This is a genomic window from Psychrobacter proteolyticus, from assembly GCF_039762275.1.
GTDB classification, from domain to species: domain Bacteria; phylum Pseudomonadota; class Gammaproteobacteria; order Pseudomonadales; family Moraxellaceae; genus Psychrobacter; species Psychrobacter proteolyticus_C.
This window is the reverse complement of record NZ_JBDLOB010000001.1, coordinates 267,694-284,190: the sequence shown is the minus strand read 5'-3', so window position 1 is coordinate 284,190 and position 16,497 is coordinate 267,694. Positions and strand designations below refer to the sequence as shown.

14 protein-coding genes are annotated in these 16,497 nt (G+C 43.3%); 7 read left to right on the top strand and 7 right to left on the bottom strand.

From position 1 onward, the window contains the following. Positions 1–121: 121 nt before the first annotated feature. The gene (locus tag ABFV72_RS01130) at positions 122–736 is read left to right on the top strand and encodes a glutathione S-transferase N-terminal domain-containing protein (RefSeq protein ID WP_347161934.1); all 615 of its coding nucleotides are present in this window, start codon (positions 122–124) and stop codon (positions 734–736) included. 132 nt (positions 737–868) lie between these two features. Next, positions 869–1,306 carry a ClpXP protease specificity-enhancing factor gene (locus ABFV72_RS01125; RefSeq protein ID WP_347161932.1) on the top strand — a complete coding sequence of 146 codons (438 nt, stop codon included), beginning with the start codon at positions 869–871 and terminating at the stop codon, positions 1,304–1,306. A gap of 149 nt (positions 1,307–1,455) precedes the next feature. Here the strand turns inward: ABFV72_RS01125 and dcd are convergent, their stop codons facing one another. The 6 genes from dcd to ABFV72_RS01095 all read right to left on the bottom strand — a co-directional run bounded on the left by dcd (position 1,456) and on the right by ABFV72_RS01095 (position 7,620). Next, positions 1,456–2,031 carry a dCTP deaminase gene (gene dcd / locus ABFV72_RS01120; RefSeq protein WP_058024138.1) on the bottom strand — a complete coding sequence of 192 codons (576 nt, stop codon included), beginning with the start codon at positions 2,029–2,031 and terminating at the stop codon, positions 1,456–1,458. A gap of 134 nt (positions 2,032–2,165) precedes the next feature. Beyond that, complete coding sequence (apbC, locus tag ABFV72_RS01115; protein ID WP_347161930.1) at positions 2,166–3,389, bottom strand: iron-sulfur cluster carrier protein ApbC; 1,224 nt, start codon at positions 3,387–3,389, stop codon at positions 2,166–2,168. 196 nt (positions 3,390–3,585) lie between these two features. Further along, positions 3,586–4,386, bottom strand: a complete 801-nt coding sequence (locus ABFV72_RS01110) for a 3-hydroxybutyrate dehydrogenase (protein WP_347161928.1) — start codon at positions 4,384–4,386, stop codon at positions 3,586–3,588. Positions 4,387–4,527: 141 nt separating this feature from the next. Beyond that, a complete protein-coding gene (locus ABFV72_RS01105) occupies positions 4,528–5,157 on the bottom strand; it encodes a 3-oxoacid CoA-transferase subunit B (RefSeq protein ID WP_201547983.1) in 630 nt (209 codons plus the stop codon). Positions 5,158–5,298: 141 nt separating this feature from the next. Then, positions 5,299–6,012 carry a CoA transferase subunit A gene (locus ABFV72_RS01100; protein ID WP_298807975.1) on the bottom strand — a complete coding sequence of 238 codons (714 nt, stop codon included), beginning with the start codon at positions 6,010–6,012 and terminating at the stop codon, positions 5,299–5,301. 267 nt (positions 6,013–6,279) lie between these two features. Beyond that, complete coding sequence (locus tag ABFV72_RS01095) at positions 6,280–7,620, bottom strand: short-chain fatty acid transporter (protein WP_347161925.1); 1,341 nt, start codon at positions 7,618–7,620, stop codon at positions 6,280–6,282. Between the two features lie 408 nt (positions 7,621–8,028). On the opposite strand from ABFV72_RS01095, the gene ABFV72_RS01090 reads away from it, so the two are divergent. Both ABFV72_RS01090 and metG read left to right on the top strand, forming a co-directional pair. Next, the gene (locus tag ABFV72_RS01090; RefSeq protein ID WP_347161923.1) at positions 8,029–9,444 is read left to right on the top strand and encodes a GntP family permease; all 1,416 of its coding nucleotides are present in this window, start codon (positions 8,029–8,031) and stop codon (positions 9,442–9,444) included. A gap of 327 nt (positions 9,445–9,771) precedes the next feature. After that, positions 9,772–11,841 carry a methionine--tRNA ligase gene (metG, locus tag ABFV72_RS01085; protein WP_347161921.1) on the top strand — a complete coding sequence of 690 codons (2,070 nt, stop codon included), beginning with the start codon at positions 9,772–9,774 and terminating at the stop codon, positions 11,839–11,841. A gap of 113 nt (positions 11,842–11,954) precedes the next feature. On the opposite strand, the gene ABFV72_RS01080 is transcribed toward metG, so the two are convergent. Beyond that, the gene (locus ABFV72_RS01080; protein ID WP_347161919.1) at positions 11,955–12,356 is read right to left on the bottom strand and encodes a hypothetical protein; all 402 of its coding nucleotides are present in this window, start codon (positions 12,354–12,356) and stop codon (positions 11,955–11,957) included. 603 nt (positions 12,357–12,959) lie between these two features. Here ABFV72_RS01080 and ABFV72_RS01075 point away from each other — a divergent pair. From ABFV72_RS01075 to ABFV72_RS01065, 3 genes are all read left to right on the top strand, one after another. After that, positions 12,960–14,009: an ABC transporter substrate-binding protein gene (locus ABFV72_RS01075; RefSeq protein ID WP_102094939.1), complete on the top strand. Its 1,050-nt coding sequence runs from the start codon at positions 12,960–12,962 to the stop codon at positions 14,007–14,009. A 77-nt stretch (positions 14,010–14,086) separates the two neighbouring features. Beyond that, on the top strand, positions 14,087–15,127 hold the full coding sequence (locus ABFV72_RS01070) for an ABC transporter substrate-binding protein (protein ID WP_347161917.1): 1,041 nt from the start codon (positions 14,087–14,089) through the stop codon (positions 15,125–15,127). Positions 15,128–15,569: 442 nt separating this feature from the next. Beyond that, a complete protein-coding gene (locus tag ABFV72_RS01065; protein ID WP_101204314.1) occupies positions 15,570–16,469 on the top strand; it encodes an ABC transporter permease in 900 nt (299 codons plus the stop codon). Positions 16,470–16,497 lie beyond the last annotated feature (28 nt).

Below are 16,497 nucleotides of genomic sequence, written 5' to 3'. Positions count from 1 at the left end.
AGCATAAATACTAGATATGCCGGAAAATAAGTCGCTCAGCGTTAATGTTTACGTACACTACCTTGATAAACGTTGCGAGTTTGTTTACGATGACAGCCTTCACTATTAACATTAGGCTTTCATGATTGATGCGAATGACATTCCAAGTAGTCAGCTAATTTTGTATGCTGATGACGGCTACGACAGTCATGTGGTACGCCTATTACTTGAAGAAAAAAAGCTCGCTTACTATTTGTCTCGCTTACATTCTGAGCGCCCTGAAGATTTGACTGAGCTAAACCCCTATCATACCTTGCCTGTATTACAGCAGCGTGAGATTGCGCTTTATGAGGTTAACGTCATTTTTGAGTACCTTGAAGAGCGTTATCACACAAATAAATTGCTCCCTGAAACACCGCAAGAGCGTGCACAGTTTCGCCAATTAGCTTGGCGTATTCAGCGTGATTGGTTAGTACTTGGCAAACGTCTGCTGACGCATCCAGATAGCTTTAATAAATCACAAGCCGCCGTTGCCAAAAAACAGCTCAGTGATTCATTGATTACTCTGTCACCGCTGTTTGCTCATAAGCCTTACTTTATGGCTGATGAATTTGGTTGGTGTGACGTGTTATTAGCGCCACTATTATGGCGATTAGATGAGATGGGTATTGAGCTGCCACGTGCTATTAGCCGTCCATTGTTTGAATACCAAACGAGAGTGTTTGAGCGTAGTAGCTTCCAAAAAAGCGTGCGTTGATTAGACAAGTATCGAAAGCTGTCCTAAAATAAAGTATAAATAAGATAAACGTTAATTAGCATTTGTCATTCGATAAATTGCTGAACGAGATATTTTTCATTATTAAAAATTATTAGTATAGGAAATCATTAGATGAGCGAAACCACCTTTATTACACCTACCCGCCCTTATATGGTACGCGCACTATATCAATGGATAGAAGACAACGCTCTGACGCCATACTTGATGGTCGATGCTACCGCTGACAATGTGCAAATACCAACCGAGCATGTGCAAGACGGCCGTATCGTATTAAATATCGCCAGCCGTGCTACTGGTAACATGAGTATGGAAAATGACTATATTCATTTTAGCGCGCGTTTTGGTGGCGTCTCACAAGAAATCTGGGTACCGCTTACTGCGGTGATGGGTATCTATGCTAAAGAGAACTCGCAAGGGATGTTTTTTGATCCAAAAGAATATGATAACTATCAGCCAGAAGACGACTCAGCACCAATGTCTAATAACAGTCCTGCCAAAGCACCTAAACCAAAGCGCGATAACAAGGCGGGTTTAAAGGTATTAAAGTAGAAAGTCTTGAAATAAATAGACCCTTAGACCAGTTCTATTTAACACAACGAAAAAGCTAGCCATATTTAATATGACTAGCTTTTTTATTAACTATTTAAAGGCTTATTAACTTTCTATAACTGATAAGCTTTTAAACGGACGCCTACTGATTAGGTTCTTGGCAGTGTCACGCCGCGCTGACCTTGGTATTTACCACCGCGGTCTTTGTAACTGGTCTCACAAACGTCATCAGCATCACTTTGGAAAAACAGCATTTGCGCTACGCCTTCGCCAGCATAGATACGGGCTGGCAGATTGGTCGTATTACTAAACTCTAAAGTAACGTGCCCTTCCCACTCAGGCTCAAGCGGGGTTACGTTGACGATAATACCGCAGCGCGCGTAAGTCGATTTACCTAGGCAAATAGTCAGTACATCACGCGGAATACGGAAATACTCCATAGTACGAGCTAGAGCAAACGAATTAGGTGGAATGATGCACTCGTCACCAACGATATCGATAAAGCTTTTATCATCGAAGTTTTTAGGATCAACGACCACTGAATGTACGTTGGTAAAAACTTTAAATTCAGGAGCACAGCGCACATCATAACCGTAGCTTGAGGTGCCGTAGCTAACCAAACGTTCGCCTGCATCATTAAAGCGCACTTGACCCGGCTCGTACGGTTCAATCATGCCGTGCTCTTCGGCCATTTTACGAATCCAGCGGTCAGACTTAATAGACATTGTTGTTCCTTAGCAAATATTTAATAGCGACGATTATACGGAATTGATGGCTGAATTTATAGCGTGATGGCTGTTTTATCATACATTGGTTTTAGACTAGCTGAGTAACCAATACCCTATCCAATCATTAGACACTAGAAAATCCGCTTATCATCGACAGGCTTTGCGAATTTATTGATGTTGGTTTCGATGTTTTTGGCAATATCTAGGTAATATTGTGCAAACTCATCATCAGCCAATACGCTTGGCACGCCTTTATCAACTTGTGCACGAATGCCACTGGCAAGTGGTAGCTGACCCAATAGTGGTACATGATATTGCTCAGCGATAAACTCACCGCCACCCGTACCAAAGATCGCTTCGGTGTGGTTACAATTGCTACAAGTGTGTAGCGCCATGTTTTCAACCACGCCAAGCACAGGAATATTAGTCTTGTTAAACATCTCAACGCCTTTTTGCGCATCGAGCAATGCAACATGCTGCGGTGTCGTGACAATAACAGCACCCGTGACAGGAATACGCTGCGCCAATGTCAGCTGTATATCACCCGTACCTGGTGGCATATCAATCACTAGATAGTCTAGCTGCGGCCAGTTGGTTTGATTATATAGCTGCATCAATGCACCCGTGGCTTTTGGTCCACGCCATGCAACCGGCGTATTATCTCCATCGAGTAAGCTACCGATAGAGAGCATTGCCATACCATGCGCATCGACCGGTACGAACTGCTCGTTTTCTAGTTGCGGCTTCACATCAGCAACGCCCAACATCGTTGGCATACTAGGACCATAGATATCTGCATCCAGTACACCAACGCGATTGCCAAGCTTTTGTAGTGCTAAGGCGATATTGACCGTGGTAGTTGATTTGCCAACACCGCCCTTACCTGATGCCACGACAATAATATGACGGATACGAGGATGCGCGGCCAATGATGCTTGCGTAGGTGCAGCTTTCGTAATCGGTGGCTCAGCGTTAGTGCTACTAGTATTGTTATTAGCGCCAGATGAAGGCTGGGATTCCATCGCATTGGTTGTCTTTGGCATCTGTTTTGGTAAGCTCGAGCCTGAACCTTTTTCTGGCGCAGGCAGACGTACATTCATATGAATCGTAGTAATACCATGTGGATGTAGCAACTGCCCAAGCTCCTGCTGGATAACTTCAGGATTGCTGTCTTTCGGCAAACGCAGGTCTAACGTAAGTGCTTCGCCATCACGCTCAAGTCCTGTAACCATTGTGGCAATACTGACAGCACCTATTTCATATCCAAGTAGGACTTTGTCGACGGCACTATCACGCTCTGCCTGCTGCTGAGGCGTTTCGGTTTTTGTGGTTTTTTTCTTCATAAAGTTAAACATAGCTACTATTATGGCCTATACAAGTGGGTAGATCTGGCAAATCGCTCAAGTCGTCTCATTGCGTATCTTACAACCGATAGCGTTCATGAGTACATTAGCCAAACCTTCTATCGTGACAGTGTAGCTGAATTGGACGCATAAAAAAACCACAACGCCAGTAGGTCTGACGTTGTGGTATATGCAAGTTGTATATATATTAATTCATAAACCAGCCATGACTGGCCACGATAGATTGTCCAGTAAATACATTGGTTGGGAAAGCCGCTAAAAATAGCGCCAATTGGGCAATATCTTCTACTGTCGTAAACTCTTTATCTACGGTATTGACCAGCATGATATCGTTAATAACCGACTCTTCACTGATGCCCTTTTCAGCTGCTTGCTCTGGGATTTGTTTTTCTACCAATGGCGTTTTGACAAACCCTGGGCAAATCACATGCGAGCGTACCTTATGCGCTGCACCTTCTTTGGCTAACACACGGCACAGTCCTAGTAGTCCGTGCTTCGCGGTCACATAAGGGGCTTTATACAATGATGCCTCATGCGAATGAGCAGAGCCCATATAAATAACTGTGCCGCCCTTATCACCTTTATACATGTGCTTAATCGCGGCTTTAGTGGTCAAAAAAGCGCCATCTAAGTGGATGTTCAGCATTTTCTTCCAATCGCTAAATGCCATTTTATCGATAGGGTCGATGATCTGAATACCAGCATTAGAAACCAAAATATCAATACTGCCAAAAGTATCTACTAGCTGTTGTAAACCGTCGTTTACCGCATCTTCTGAGGTAACATCCATAGCAATCGCCAGAGCACGTCCACCAGCAGCTTCAATAGCATCAACGGTTTTTTGTGCCGCTTCAAGGTTGATATCGGCAATACCAACCGCTGCGCCTGCTTTTGCATAAGTTTCAGCGATGTCACGTCCGATACCACTTGCAGAGCCAGTGACCAATGCTACTTTGCCTGTCAAATCTTGTTCTAATTGGGTCGCCATACATATTCCTTATCATGGTCTAAAATATTATTAGTTTTTATGAAATTGAACTGAACAAATACGCCACTATAATCATAGTGGCGTATTTATTTGCGGGATAAAACATATTAATCTTAGGACAGTCACTTTACTGTACAAAGTTTACTGAATAATACTTACTGGTGTTTTTTCTTGTAGTTCGTCAAAGCTCACACCATCTGCTAATTCAACCAGCTTTAGGCCATTATCAGTAACATCTAATACGGCAAGCTCGGTGATGATACGATCAACCACGCCTTTACCCGTCAATGGTAGCTCACAGTTTGCCAAGATTTTTGGATCGCCGTGCTTATTTACCTGCTCCATCAATACAATCACACGCTGTACGCCTGCGACCAAATCCATCGCCCCGCCCATGCCTTTGACCATCTTTTTGGGAATCATCCAGTTGGCAAGGTCGCCTTTTTCTGACACTTCCATTGCACCCAATATGGCCAAGTTGACATGACCACCACGAATCATTGAGAAAGACTCTGAGCTACTAAAATAGCTAGCACCAGCTTCTGCGGTTACTGTTTGCTTGCCAGCGTTAATCAAGTCCGCATCAACGTTTTCTGCTGTAGGGAACTCACCAATACCTAGCAGGCCATTCTCTGATTGTAGCCATACGTCCACGCCTTCAGGAATGTAGTTGGCGACCAACGTTGGGAGACCGATGCCTAAGTTCACATAGTAGCCATCTTGTAGCTCTTTTGCAGCGCGTTGCGCCATTTGCTCTCTTGTCCATGCCATGCTGATTTCCTTATTTTTTGCGATATTCTATTTTTATTCATTTAGACAGCCAGTTATCGAATCAATTAGCTGTTTAAACTATTATCAATCTAAAATTAACTATTGATTTCACTTACGATTAAGCGTCAACCACGTTTTTATTTACGCGCCTTCTACAGCTTTAGTCGTGGTCTTTTCGATACGTTTTTCAGGGCTAGCATTCAATACAATACGTTGAACAAAAATACCCGGTAGATGCACTTCATCTGGATCAAACGTACCCGTCTCAACGATTTCTTCGACTTCGACGATCGTGGTTTTACCGGCCATCGCGCAGTCTGGGTTAAAGTTACGAGCCGTTTTATTAAATATCAGATTGCCCGCTTTATCAGCCTTTTGCGCTTTAATTAGAGCGACATCAGCGCGTAAGGAATGCTCCAACACATAAGTACGTCCATCAAAATCACGAGTCTCTTTGCCTTCAGCGACTAATGTACCTACGCCCGTTGCGGTATAAAACGCAGGAATACCAGCGCCGCCTGAGCGCAATTTTTCAGCCAAAGTCCCTTGCGGGGTCAATTCAACCTCTAGCTCGCCTGCCAAATACTGGCGCTCAAACTCTTTGTTTTCACCCACGTATGACGAAATCATTTTTTTGATTTGGCGTGTCTGTAGTAGTAGACCAAGACCGAAGTCATCGACACCAGCGTTATTACTGATACAGGTGAGCTCTTTGACTTTGCTATCGCGCAGCGCTTCGATTAATGCTTCTGGAATACCACATAGACCGAAGCCACCGATTGCGAGCGTTTGCCCGTCACTAACGACACCTTTTAGCGCTTCTTCGGCACTGTTATATACTTTTGACTGACTCATGCTTGTCTCCTATGACTGTTATTTATATTTTTAATCCGTGCATATATTAGGACATGCCCTAATGCTGAATTAAGTGTCTCAATTATCCGTTTGATTGTTGCTTTTAATAAAACCTAACAGTGAAAATTCATCATGCTTATTTTTCTTTTGCGCGTTATAAACTTGTATAGTCGATTCAATTTAAAAATAGTACAAGGCAACCGAGTGTAGATGTATATTAAATACTTCAAGCGAGGTTAACGCAGTAGTATTTTTATAGTGGAATGACTATACCAATAGCCAGAAAACGCCCATGATAATGGCACCAGAGACTGCCAGTACTATTAGGCAGTAGCCCATGATAGCGCGTGCATCCAAACCTGCGATACCCAATAATGGCAACGCCCAAAACGGTTGAATCATGTTTGTCCATGCGTCACCCCATGCAATCGCCATTGCAGTAATGGCTGGACTAACACCCAGTTCGATACCAGCAGGAATCATAACAGGGCCTTGTACCGCAAACTGTCCACCGCCCGATGGTACAAAGACGTTGACCAAGCCAGCACTTAAAAATGCAAAAATCGGAAAGCTGTCTGCGGAGGCGGAATTGACAAAAAACTCGGTCACTTGCGTACTGATAGAGATACCATCAGCATTTGCACCTGTCATGATGCCCATGATACCGCCGTAGAACGGGAACAATAGCACAATACCTGTGATGCCACCTATCCCTGAGTGTACGGCGCGATAATAACGCTCTAGCGTGCCATGTGATAGCAAACCTATGAATAAGAATAGCCCAATGACGATGTTTAGCCCTAGATTAAAACCGTTACTACCAAACTCGCTGATATAGTACATCAGTGCTAAGGCCAATAAGATGACAGCGATAATACGGCTATCATCTAGCTTTTGTGCAGGCGTCTCTCTTTGGGGCGCGACGTAGATCTCTTCTTTGATCAGCTTAGGATCAATAACCGTAGGGTTTTTAGGATGCATAAAGCGATTGACGAGTGGTAAAATAAAGATAAGCAAACCTACTAGCAGCATGTTATAGCCTGCAAATACCGTCTCTGATAAAGGCACTGCTTCGGTCATAGTGTTGCCTGACAACGTCAGGAGCGTATCACCGCCCGAGCTAAGTGTCAGCGGTATCGAACCTGAAAAACCACCATGCCAAATCACAAAACCTGAATAGGCGGCAGCGACCAATAGCGGATAGTCGACATTAGCCACTTTTCTAGCCAATGCCTTTGCAAAGATTGCCCCGATGATTAAACCAAAACCCCAGTTTATCCATGAGCCGACCAACCCAACCAAGGTTGATACGATAATGGCGGTCGTAGGAGAGTGGACTCTACTAGCGAGATTGTCCAATAAGCGCTGGATAAATGGGGCACTAGCAAAGGCATAACCGGTCACTAAGACCAACGCCATTTGCATGGCAAAGCTATGCAATGACCATAGTCCATTGCCCCAGTGCCCTGCCATAGCAATCATATCCTGGCCAGTAGTAGCCAGTCCTACAGCAAACGCGATAAGGGTCAAAACGATCGAAAATACGAATGGGGATGGTAGATAGCGATTGACTAACTGCACGCTCATATTAGTGATGGCACTAAACATATTCACATTCCTTGTAAATTTGATGTTTGGTTTTAAGAGTTGTTATTAGCGCCTTGTTGAACGTTTATCAGATTTAAGTGCGGTTATTGCCACCACATCTGATATAGGGCAAGCATTATATTTTATATTGGCATTCATAACAATACATTCTATCTCGCTATATCATGCGTGAAACACTTGTGCTAACTTAACATATTATTTTCGTAGCGACTAGAAAATAACCATCAGCGCATGTGAGTCAACGCTGTGCAGGAGTTAAATTGTCGAGATATTAATGGTTAGCAGTCTATAAGTCTAGATTTATGTTTGATAAAACAGACGAAATAGGCTTATTTTGATTAATTTTATTGACCTACATCGACAAGCACGGCATACTCGCTGCCTTATTTTTTGCCAAGGAGGGCCGTCATGTTTAGTACACTTGCTATTGTCATTACCCTATTATTACTCATGTTCTTTGCTTATCGCGGTTATTCTGTGCTGATCCTAGCACCGATTATGGCGACATTAGCAGTCTTACTGTCAGGTGACTTCTTAAGCACCATTCCCGCTTATACCGATGTCTTTATGGGCGCGTTAAGTGGATTCTTACTAAAATTCTTTCCGATATTCTTGCTAGGCGCACTATTTGGACGTCTAATGGCAGACTCTGGCGCAGCAACCGCCATTGCCAATACAGTGGTCGAAAAGCTCGGTGCTAGCAAAGCTATCCTTGCGGTGATTTTGGTCTGTGCTATTTTGACCTATGGCGGTGTATCGTTGTTCGTTGTGGCTTTTGCTATCTATCCAATCGCCAAAGACTTGTTTAGAGCAGCAGATATTCCAAAACGTTTGATTCCAGCAGCGATTGCCTTAGGGTCATTTACGTTTACGATGACTGCACTGCCAGGTACGCCAGCTATCCAAAACGCTATTCCAATTCCTTACTACAACACCAACGTATTTGCCGCCCCTATTTTGGGCATCATCGGTGGTACGATCATGTTTGTTTGTGGTTGGATGTGGCTCCAGTCACGCGCCAGAAAAGCCAATGCAGCAGGCGAAGGTTATGGTCAGCATGACGAAGAAGATGTAGGCGGTGTTGGTGCAACGGCAAAAGAAGCTGAGGTATTAAACACTCATCATACTTCTTTTACCATTGCAATGATTCCACTCGTATTGGTCATTGGCTTGAACGCTCTATTGACCTATGTGATTTTCCCATCGATAGATTTCAGTAGTCTACAAACTCAGTTCCCAGACTTAAATGTCGCAGGCTCACTTGGGTTATGGTCAATTATTATCTCGTTGGTCGTGGCTTGTGTGGTGTTAATTTTGCTGCGTATCGGACATTGGAATAATCTCCAAAAAACTATTAACCGTGGTACTTATGATTCTATGTTGCCGATTTTCAATACTGCATCAGAAGTGGGTTACGGTGCAGTTATCGCGTCGCTCGCAGGCTTCCTTATCATTCGTGATAGCATCCTAAACCTAAACCCTGACAACCCTCTGATCTCAGAAGCGGTCGCTATGACTACGCTTGCTGGTATCACAGGTTCATCGTCTGGCGGTTTGAGTATTGCGCTGTCGACATTGGGTGAAGATTATCTAAGAATGGCAGTCAATGCTGGCATCGACCCTGAGCTTATGCACCGTGTAGCTGTCATGGCGGCAGGTGGTCTTGATACGCTTCCACACAGTGGCGCTGTCATTACCTTGCTAGCCATTTGTGGTCTGACCCATAAGCAGTCTTATTTAAACTTGGCGATGGTTACAATGGTCATTCCGTTGGTCGCTGTGGTTGCTGTTATTATCTTGGGTACGATGTTTGGTTCATTCTAAGTTAATCGGTATTTGCTACTAATACCTAAGCTAGTAATACATAAATAAAAATCCACTTAGCATCATGCTTGGTGGGTTTTTTATGGCTGGTTTATGACCATCAAATACGGTGTAAGCTTATCGTTTATGGCTAATAAATGCCTGCCAAATGAGAAGTAATTACCAAGGAATATCACAAAATTATCTGAATTACGGTATCATAGGCGCACTTTTTGAATTTTTATTATTTTTAGAAGTTTTTAGCATTAACGATGTCGCATCGATGAGCGATGAACCGCTTGAGATGGTCGATAATTAACCCGTTTATATAAAAATATAGGTGATTTTGTGCGTGAGATTCTAGTAACCAGTGCGCTGCCCTACGCCAATGGCTATATCCATTTGGGGCATCTTGTAGAATATATTCAGACTGACATTTGGGTACGTGCAATGAAAGCGCAAGGCCATCAGGTCACCTATGTCTGCGCGGATGATGCACACGGTACGGCAATCATGCTCAAAGCAGAAGCCAATGGCGTAACACCAGAAGAGCAAATTGCCTCAGTTAAAGCCTCACATGAAGCGGATTTTTCAAAGTTCCTTATCAACTTTGATAACTACCACAGCACTCATTCAGAAGAAAACAAACAGTTCTCTGAGCTGATTTATCGTCGTCTCAATGATGCTGGTCATATCAGCACAAAAGATGTCGAGCAGTTATTTGATCCTGAAAAGCAATTATTTCTAGCCGATCGCTTTGTCAAAGGTACTTGCCCAGAGTGTGATTCACCAGATCAGTACGGCGATAACTGCGAAGTATGTGGTACTACGTACGATGCAACAGATTTAAAAGATCCGCATTCGACATTGTCTAATGCAACGCCAGAGCTCAAAACCTCTAAGCATTATTTCTTTGATTTGCCAGAGTTTGAACAGTTCCTAAAAGACTGGACGCGCAGTAACAACCGTCTACAAACATCAGTGGCTAATAAACTACAAGAATGGTTTGAGGCAGGACTTGCCAGCTGGGATATCTCGCGTGATGCACCCTACTTCGGCTTCCAAATTCCAGATACCCCAAGTGATGAACCAGACAAATACTTTTACGTATGGCTAGATGCGCCAGTGGGCTACATGGCAAGCTTTAAAAATCTATGTGATAAGCGTGCAGGGACAGACCAAGCACTTGATTTCGACCGCTACTGGGCACAAGAAAACGAGCACAAAACTGAGGTTTATCACTTCATCGGTAAAGACATTGTTTACTTCCATGCCTTGTTTTGGCCAGCCATGCTAGCTGGTAGTGAGTTACGCACGCCAACTGGTGTCTTTGCCCATGGTTTCTTGATGGTCAATGGCGAAAAAATGAGTAAGTCACGCGGTACTTTTATCAAGGCCGAGACGTATGCTGAGCACTTACATCCTGAATACCTGCGTTATTATTTCGCCAGTAAACTGTCTGACAAAGTTGAAGACATCAATTTAGATTTAGAAGATTTTATGCAAAAGGTCAACTCTGACTTGGTTGGTAAGGTCGTCAATATCGCCAGTCGTAGTGCAGGGTTCTTGGTTAAGAAGTACGACGGTATGCTATCAGAAGTTTGCGTCGAGTCAGAGCTATTAGAAGACATCACCAAAACGGGTGATGAGATTGCTGCTGCTTATGAGAATCGTGAATTCTCGCGTGCTATGCGCCTAATCATGCAATGTGCGGACAAGGCCAACGAATATATCGATGCCAAAAAACCATGGTCACTAGCGAAATTGGAGGGTACTGAGCAAGAAGTTCAAGACGTCTGCTCGGTCGCTATCAATATCTTCCGTCAATTGATGGTTTATCTCGCGCCAGTATTACCTGAGCTGACTAATAATGCGAAAGAGTTTTTGAACCTTGATGATCTAAGTTTTGCCAGTCGTAATGAGTGGTTACTAGGTCATAAAATCAATAAATTCAAACCACTGATGCAACGTATCGAAGAAAAAGATATTGAAGCGATGGTAGAAGATTCTAAAGCATCCTTAACTCAAGCAGACGCTCCTGCCGCAAAAGACAAAGCACCTGCAACAAATGCAGATGCTGAACAAACTGACTATATTGGTATTGAAGACTTTGCAAAAGTCGAGATGAAAGTCGCACACGTTTTAGAGTGTAACCATGTCGAAGGTGCTGATAAGCTACTACAGTTCACGCTAGATGTTGGTGAAGACAAGCCACGTAACGTATTTAGCGGTATTCGCAAGTTTTATGAGCCTGAGCAATTGATTAATAAGAAAGTCATTTGCGTGACCAACCTTGCTCCACGCAAGATGAAATTTGGCGTATCAGAAGGTATGGTATTGTCAACTGGTGAGCCAAAGACTGGCTTAACAGTCGTTACCTTGCCAGATACTTGTGTTGTTGGTGACGTGTTGGCATAACGGTTATTTTTAGGATTAAAAAATAAAAAAAGATGCTCTAAGTGGCATCTTTTTTTATGGTTGATTTAGCAAATGACTAAAAACTAAGCCTGATACTTATCTGCTCAAAATACTTATCTACTCAAAATATCGATAATCTGCAACGTATCATTAATCACCGTCACAATGTTATTTTCTGGCGTACGAATACGAACGTAACGGTCATCATAACGGTCTAAAACGACAGAGCGATCATAATCCCTTTTATCAATCTTGCCGACTACTCTATAACCGTATCTATCAAGATCACGCTTAAATGAGGCATTCGGGCTAGCATTGCGATAAGCGTTAATACTTGGATGGGCGTTGCCGCTATGCTTATAGTTTCTACTAATATGGGCAGAGTTACCTTTGCTATTACCATGTCCATTACCGTGCCCGTTTCCATGACCATCTTTTGCCATAGCAGGCAATCCAATCAAAGAAGTAGCAGTGATACCGGCGATGGTTAATAATTTAAGATTAGCAGTGTTCATAATATTATCCTTAAAATAGTCATTCGAAAAATTTAGATAAGTTATAGGACTATTTCATATCCACTATGGCAGCACAATGTCACCAAAATGACTGGATTATCCTTAGAATTATCATGTTTCTCGTATGAAAATTAGCTTACGTTAATTATGAAGTGAGTACGTAATAGATGCGTTGCTAGGATGTAAGCCTTTTGCATATGGTTTGAGCAAACAAAAGTACCCTAGTGGCATCTGTTATATTCAGATCTACACAAGAGCTTCAATGCATCACGCGTCTTGATAAGATAAAAAGAAGTGATGATTTTTTTATTATCCATCACCATGACCGCTACACATTAATTTCTTATTGCGATAACTTACATTACTGTCATAATATGAACATAATAATCGATGGAACGATTACTTTATTTAATTGTTAGCCTGCTATCTCAGCATCAACATAGCATTGACTTGGCTAATCTGCATTCTTCAATATCATGGCAAAAGACCAAAGTACACCAAACAGATGAGTAAAATGACTACTATATAAGTTAGTAGGCTTAGTCAGTCTGGCCGTATCTACTTGGTTTTTGCGATTGATATAACCTATGAGTTAACCTAATAATGACTATCGCTTCTACTCTACGCTTAAGCCTCTATGGCGTTGCTCTTAGTGCCATTAGCACACTTGGACTAATCGGCTGCTCAAACTCCTCTACCGAGACCGCAGCGACTGCTGAAAATAGCACGGCTACAGACAAACCTGCCAAATCAATTGCCATTACTCAAATCGTTGAGCATCCATCATTAGATGATATGCGCCGCGGTATTATTGATGAATTGGCAGATAATGGTTATGTTGAAGGTCAAAACCTAACTGTTAACTTTCAAAGTGCGCAAGGTAACACAGCGACTGCAGGACAGATTGCCAAGCAATTTGCAGGAGATAATCCTGATGCGATCGTAGCAATCTCAACGCCTTCTGCGCAGTCAGTGGTAGCCGCTACCACCACTATCCCTATTATCTACACTGCTGTGTCAGATCCGCTAGGTGCCAAACTCATCACAGCAGATGGCAAGCCTTTTCAAAGCAATTTGACTGGATTATCAAGCCAGTTACCGCTAGAGCCGCAGTTGGATTTATTGCAGCAAATAAAGCCTGACTTAAAGACCATCGGTTATGTCTATAGCCCAGGTGAAGCAAACTCAGTGTCATTGCGTGAGAACCTAAAACAAGCGCTGCCAGCACGAGGTCTGTCACTATTAGACATTCCTGCCAATCGTCCAACGGATATCGGTATGGCGACACGCAGCTTGCAAGGACGCGCAGATATTATTTATACCTCATTTGACAATAATGTTGCGTCTGCCTTTGAGGCCATGACCCAAGCAGCAAATGAGCTAAAGTTACCGATTATCGCGTCTGATGAATTCAGTGTAAAACGCGGCGCGACTGCTGCGCTTGGTGTTAATGACTATGATTTTGGTCGTACCACTGGCAAGATGGTATATCGTGTGTTAAATGGCGAAGCGGTCAACACCATCAAACCTGAAGTCATGAATGATCTGACCCTATATGTCAGTCCTAAGCACGCTAAAACACAAGGTGTCAGCTTGCCAGCAGAGTTACTAAAAAACGCCATCAATGTTGATATTGATGCCGAAACCAAATAAAAAGTAGTAAGCTATCTATTAGCTCGTCAATTATTTATATAGTGTACGGACACACTATTATTTTAGGAGTAAGACCCATGTTGTCTCAAAATCGTTTTGGTCGTTTTAATTTCGGTAAGGCTCTATTATTAGGCGGTGTATGTACGGCTATCTTGACTGGTTGTAACCAATCAGCGCAAGATGATGGCTCCACGGATGCTGCCGCTAGTGGTGATACAGCGACGGCTATGAAGACCGTTGCTATTACTGCTATCGTCGAACATCCAGCGCTTGATGATGTACGTAAAGGTGTCATCGACGAGCTAAACGAAGCAGGCTTCAAGGACGGTGAAAACTTAACCGTTAACTTCCAAAGCGCTCAAGGAAACACTGCTACTGCTGGTCAGATTGCCAAGCAATTTGTCGCTGATGCGCCAGATGTTATCGTCGCTATTGCAACACCATCTGCGCAGTCTGTTGCCGCTTCTACTAGCAGCATTCCATTGGTATTCTCAGCAGTTACTGACCCAGTAGCAGCAAAACTGGTACCTAAGCTAGATGGCTCTGGCACCAACGTCACAGGCGCATCAGATGCTCTACCGTATGAGCCACAAATTGATTTGATGCGTCAAATCATTCCATCATTAAAGAACGTCGGTTATGTCTATAGCCCAGGTGAAGTCAACTCAACGATTATCTTAAAAAATCTAAAAGAGAAGCTAACACCACTTGGTATCAATGTATTAGAAGCGCCTGCACAGCGTAGTAATGACATTGCGATGGCAGCGCGTAGTCTCGAAGGTAAGGTCGATATGATCTACACGTCAACTGACAACAACGTAGTATCAGCGTACGAATCACTTTATCAAATCGCTAAACAAAGTAAGATTCCTCTCATTGCCTCAGACACCAGCTCAGTTGAGCGCGGTGCTGTTGCTGCTCTAGGCGTGAACTACTATGAGCTTGGCCGCGAAACTGGTAAAATTGTCGTACGTATCTTAAACGGTGAAAAAGCAGGCGCTATCCCTGTTTACACTCCACAAGCGCTTGATCTATACGTCAGTCCAAAACATGCTAAAGAAGAAGGCATTACGTTGCCACAAGCGGTTATCGATAAAGCTAAAGAAGTGGTAGAATAACGCACCTTTGTATTTGGCTCAAAATAGCAGGTATAAATAAGATAGCGACACGAACTAATACTGTGTTGTATACCTTAAATATACGGCTAATGATTAAATAAGAAACCCAGCTATGAGTCATTAGGCTGGGCTTCTTGTCTAAACAGAGTCTTTTTTTGAAAGTGCGTTTAATAGTACTGTATTTGTCTGGCCATTTATCTGATACTTGTTAAGTAGAGGATAGGTCTATTGATTACATTGCAGTGCCTTGAACCATCGCTTCAAACCAAGGTAGCTTATGATCGCTGTTAATCGTGATATGTTTTGGTTTACCCTAACCGCAGATTGCTTAATCTGTTAAATTCACCGCTTAGCTGTTTAGCAGGTAGATGATTTTGGCAATTGCCATTTACTTATCTTGGTACCATACGCTAGACACTTGGTTATGACTTACTGATCTCTTATGTCTTTAATTGCTTTTTTTGGTGCGCTTGAAAGTGGTCTGATTTATGGCCTAGTAGCACTCGGTGTGCTTATCTCATTTCGTACGCTCGACTTCCCTGATTTGACCGCTGACGGTAGTTTTCCGTTAGGGGGCGCAGTCGCTGGTATTTCTATCATCGCTGGTATCAACCCATGGTTGGCCTGTGCTTTTGGGATGTTAGCAGGTTCAGTCGCTGGTATCGTCACTGCGTGGTTGCATGTCAAACTTGGCATCTTGCAGCTGCTTGCCAGTATTTTGGTCATGGTTGCCTTATATTCTGTCAACCTGCGCATCATGGGCGCGCCAAACCTACCCTTGCTTGGCGAAACCACAGTGTTTAGCACCCTGGTGACCGATGGTAATGGTTATTGGATGCGTTGCCTGATTATTGGTGTCGTCGTCGCAGCTGCTATGTTATTTTTGAACTGGTTCTATAGCACCGAGACAGGTCTGTCGATGCGCGCTACTGGCTCAAACCTAAGAATGGCACAGGCGCAAGGTATCAATACCTCGTGGATGACTATCATCGGTATGGCGATTTCTAACGGTTTGATTGCCCTAGCAGGTGCACTGTTTGTCCAGACTCAGGGTGGTGCAGATATCTCAATTGGTATCGGTACAATCGTTATCGGTCTAGCAGCGGTCATTATCGGTGAGACAATCATTCCTGCCAAGCGTATTTGGCTGATTACCTTTGCTGTTGTCGTCGGCGCGGTATTGTACAAACTGTTTATTCAGGTCGCACTATCAAGCGATACGCTACGCAGCATCGGCTTTGGACCACAAGATTTGAACTTGATTACTGCACTGCTCGTGGTACTAGCCTTGGTATTGCCAAAAGCGAAAACCAAGTTTTTATCACGCAAGGTTCGCGCCTAATGACAGTCAAAGCAGGTATTAATAACAC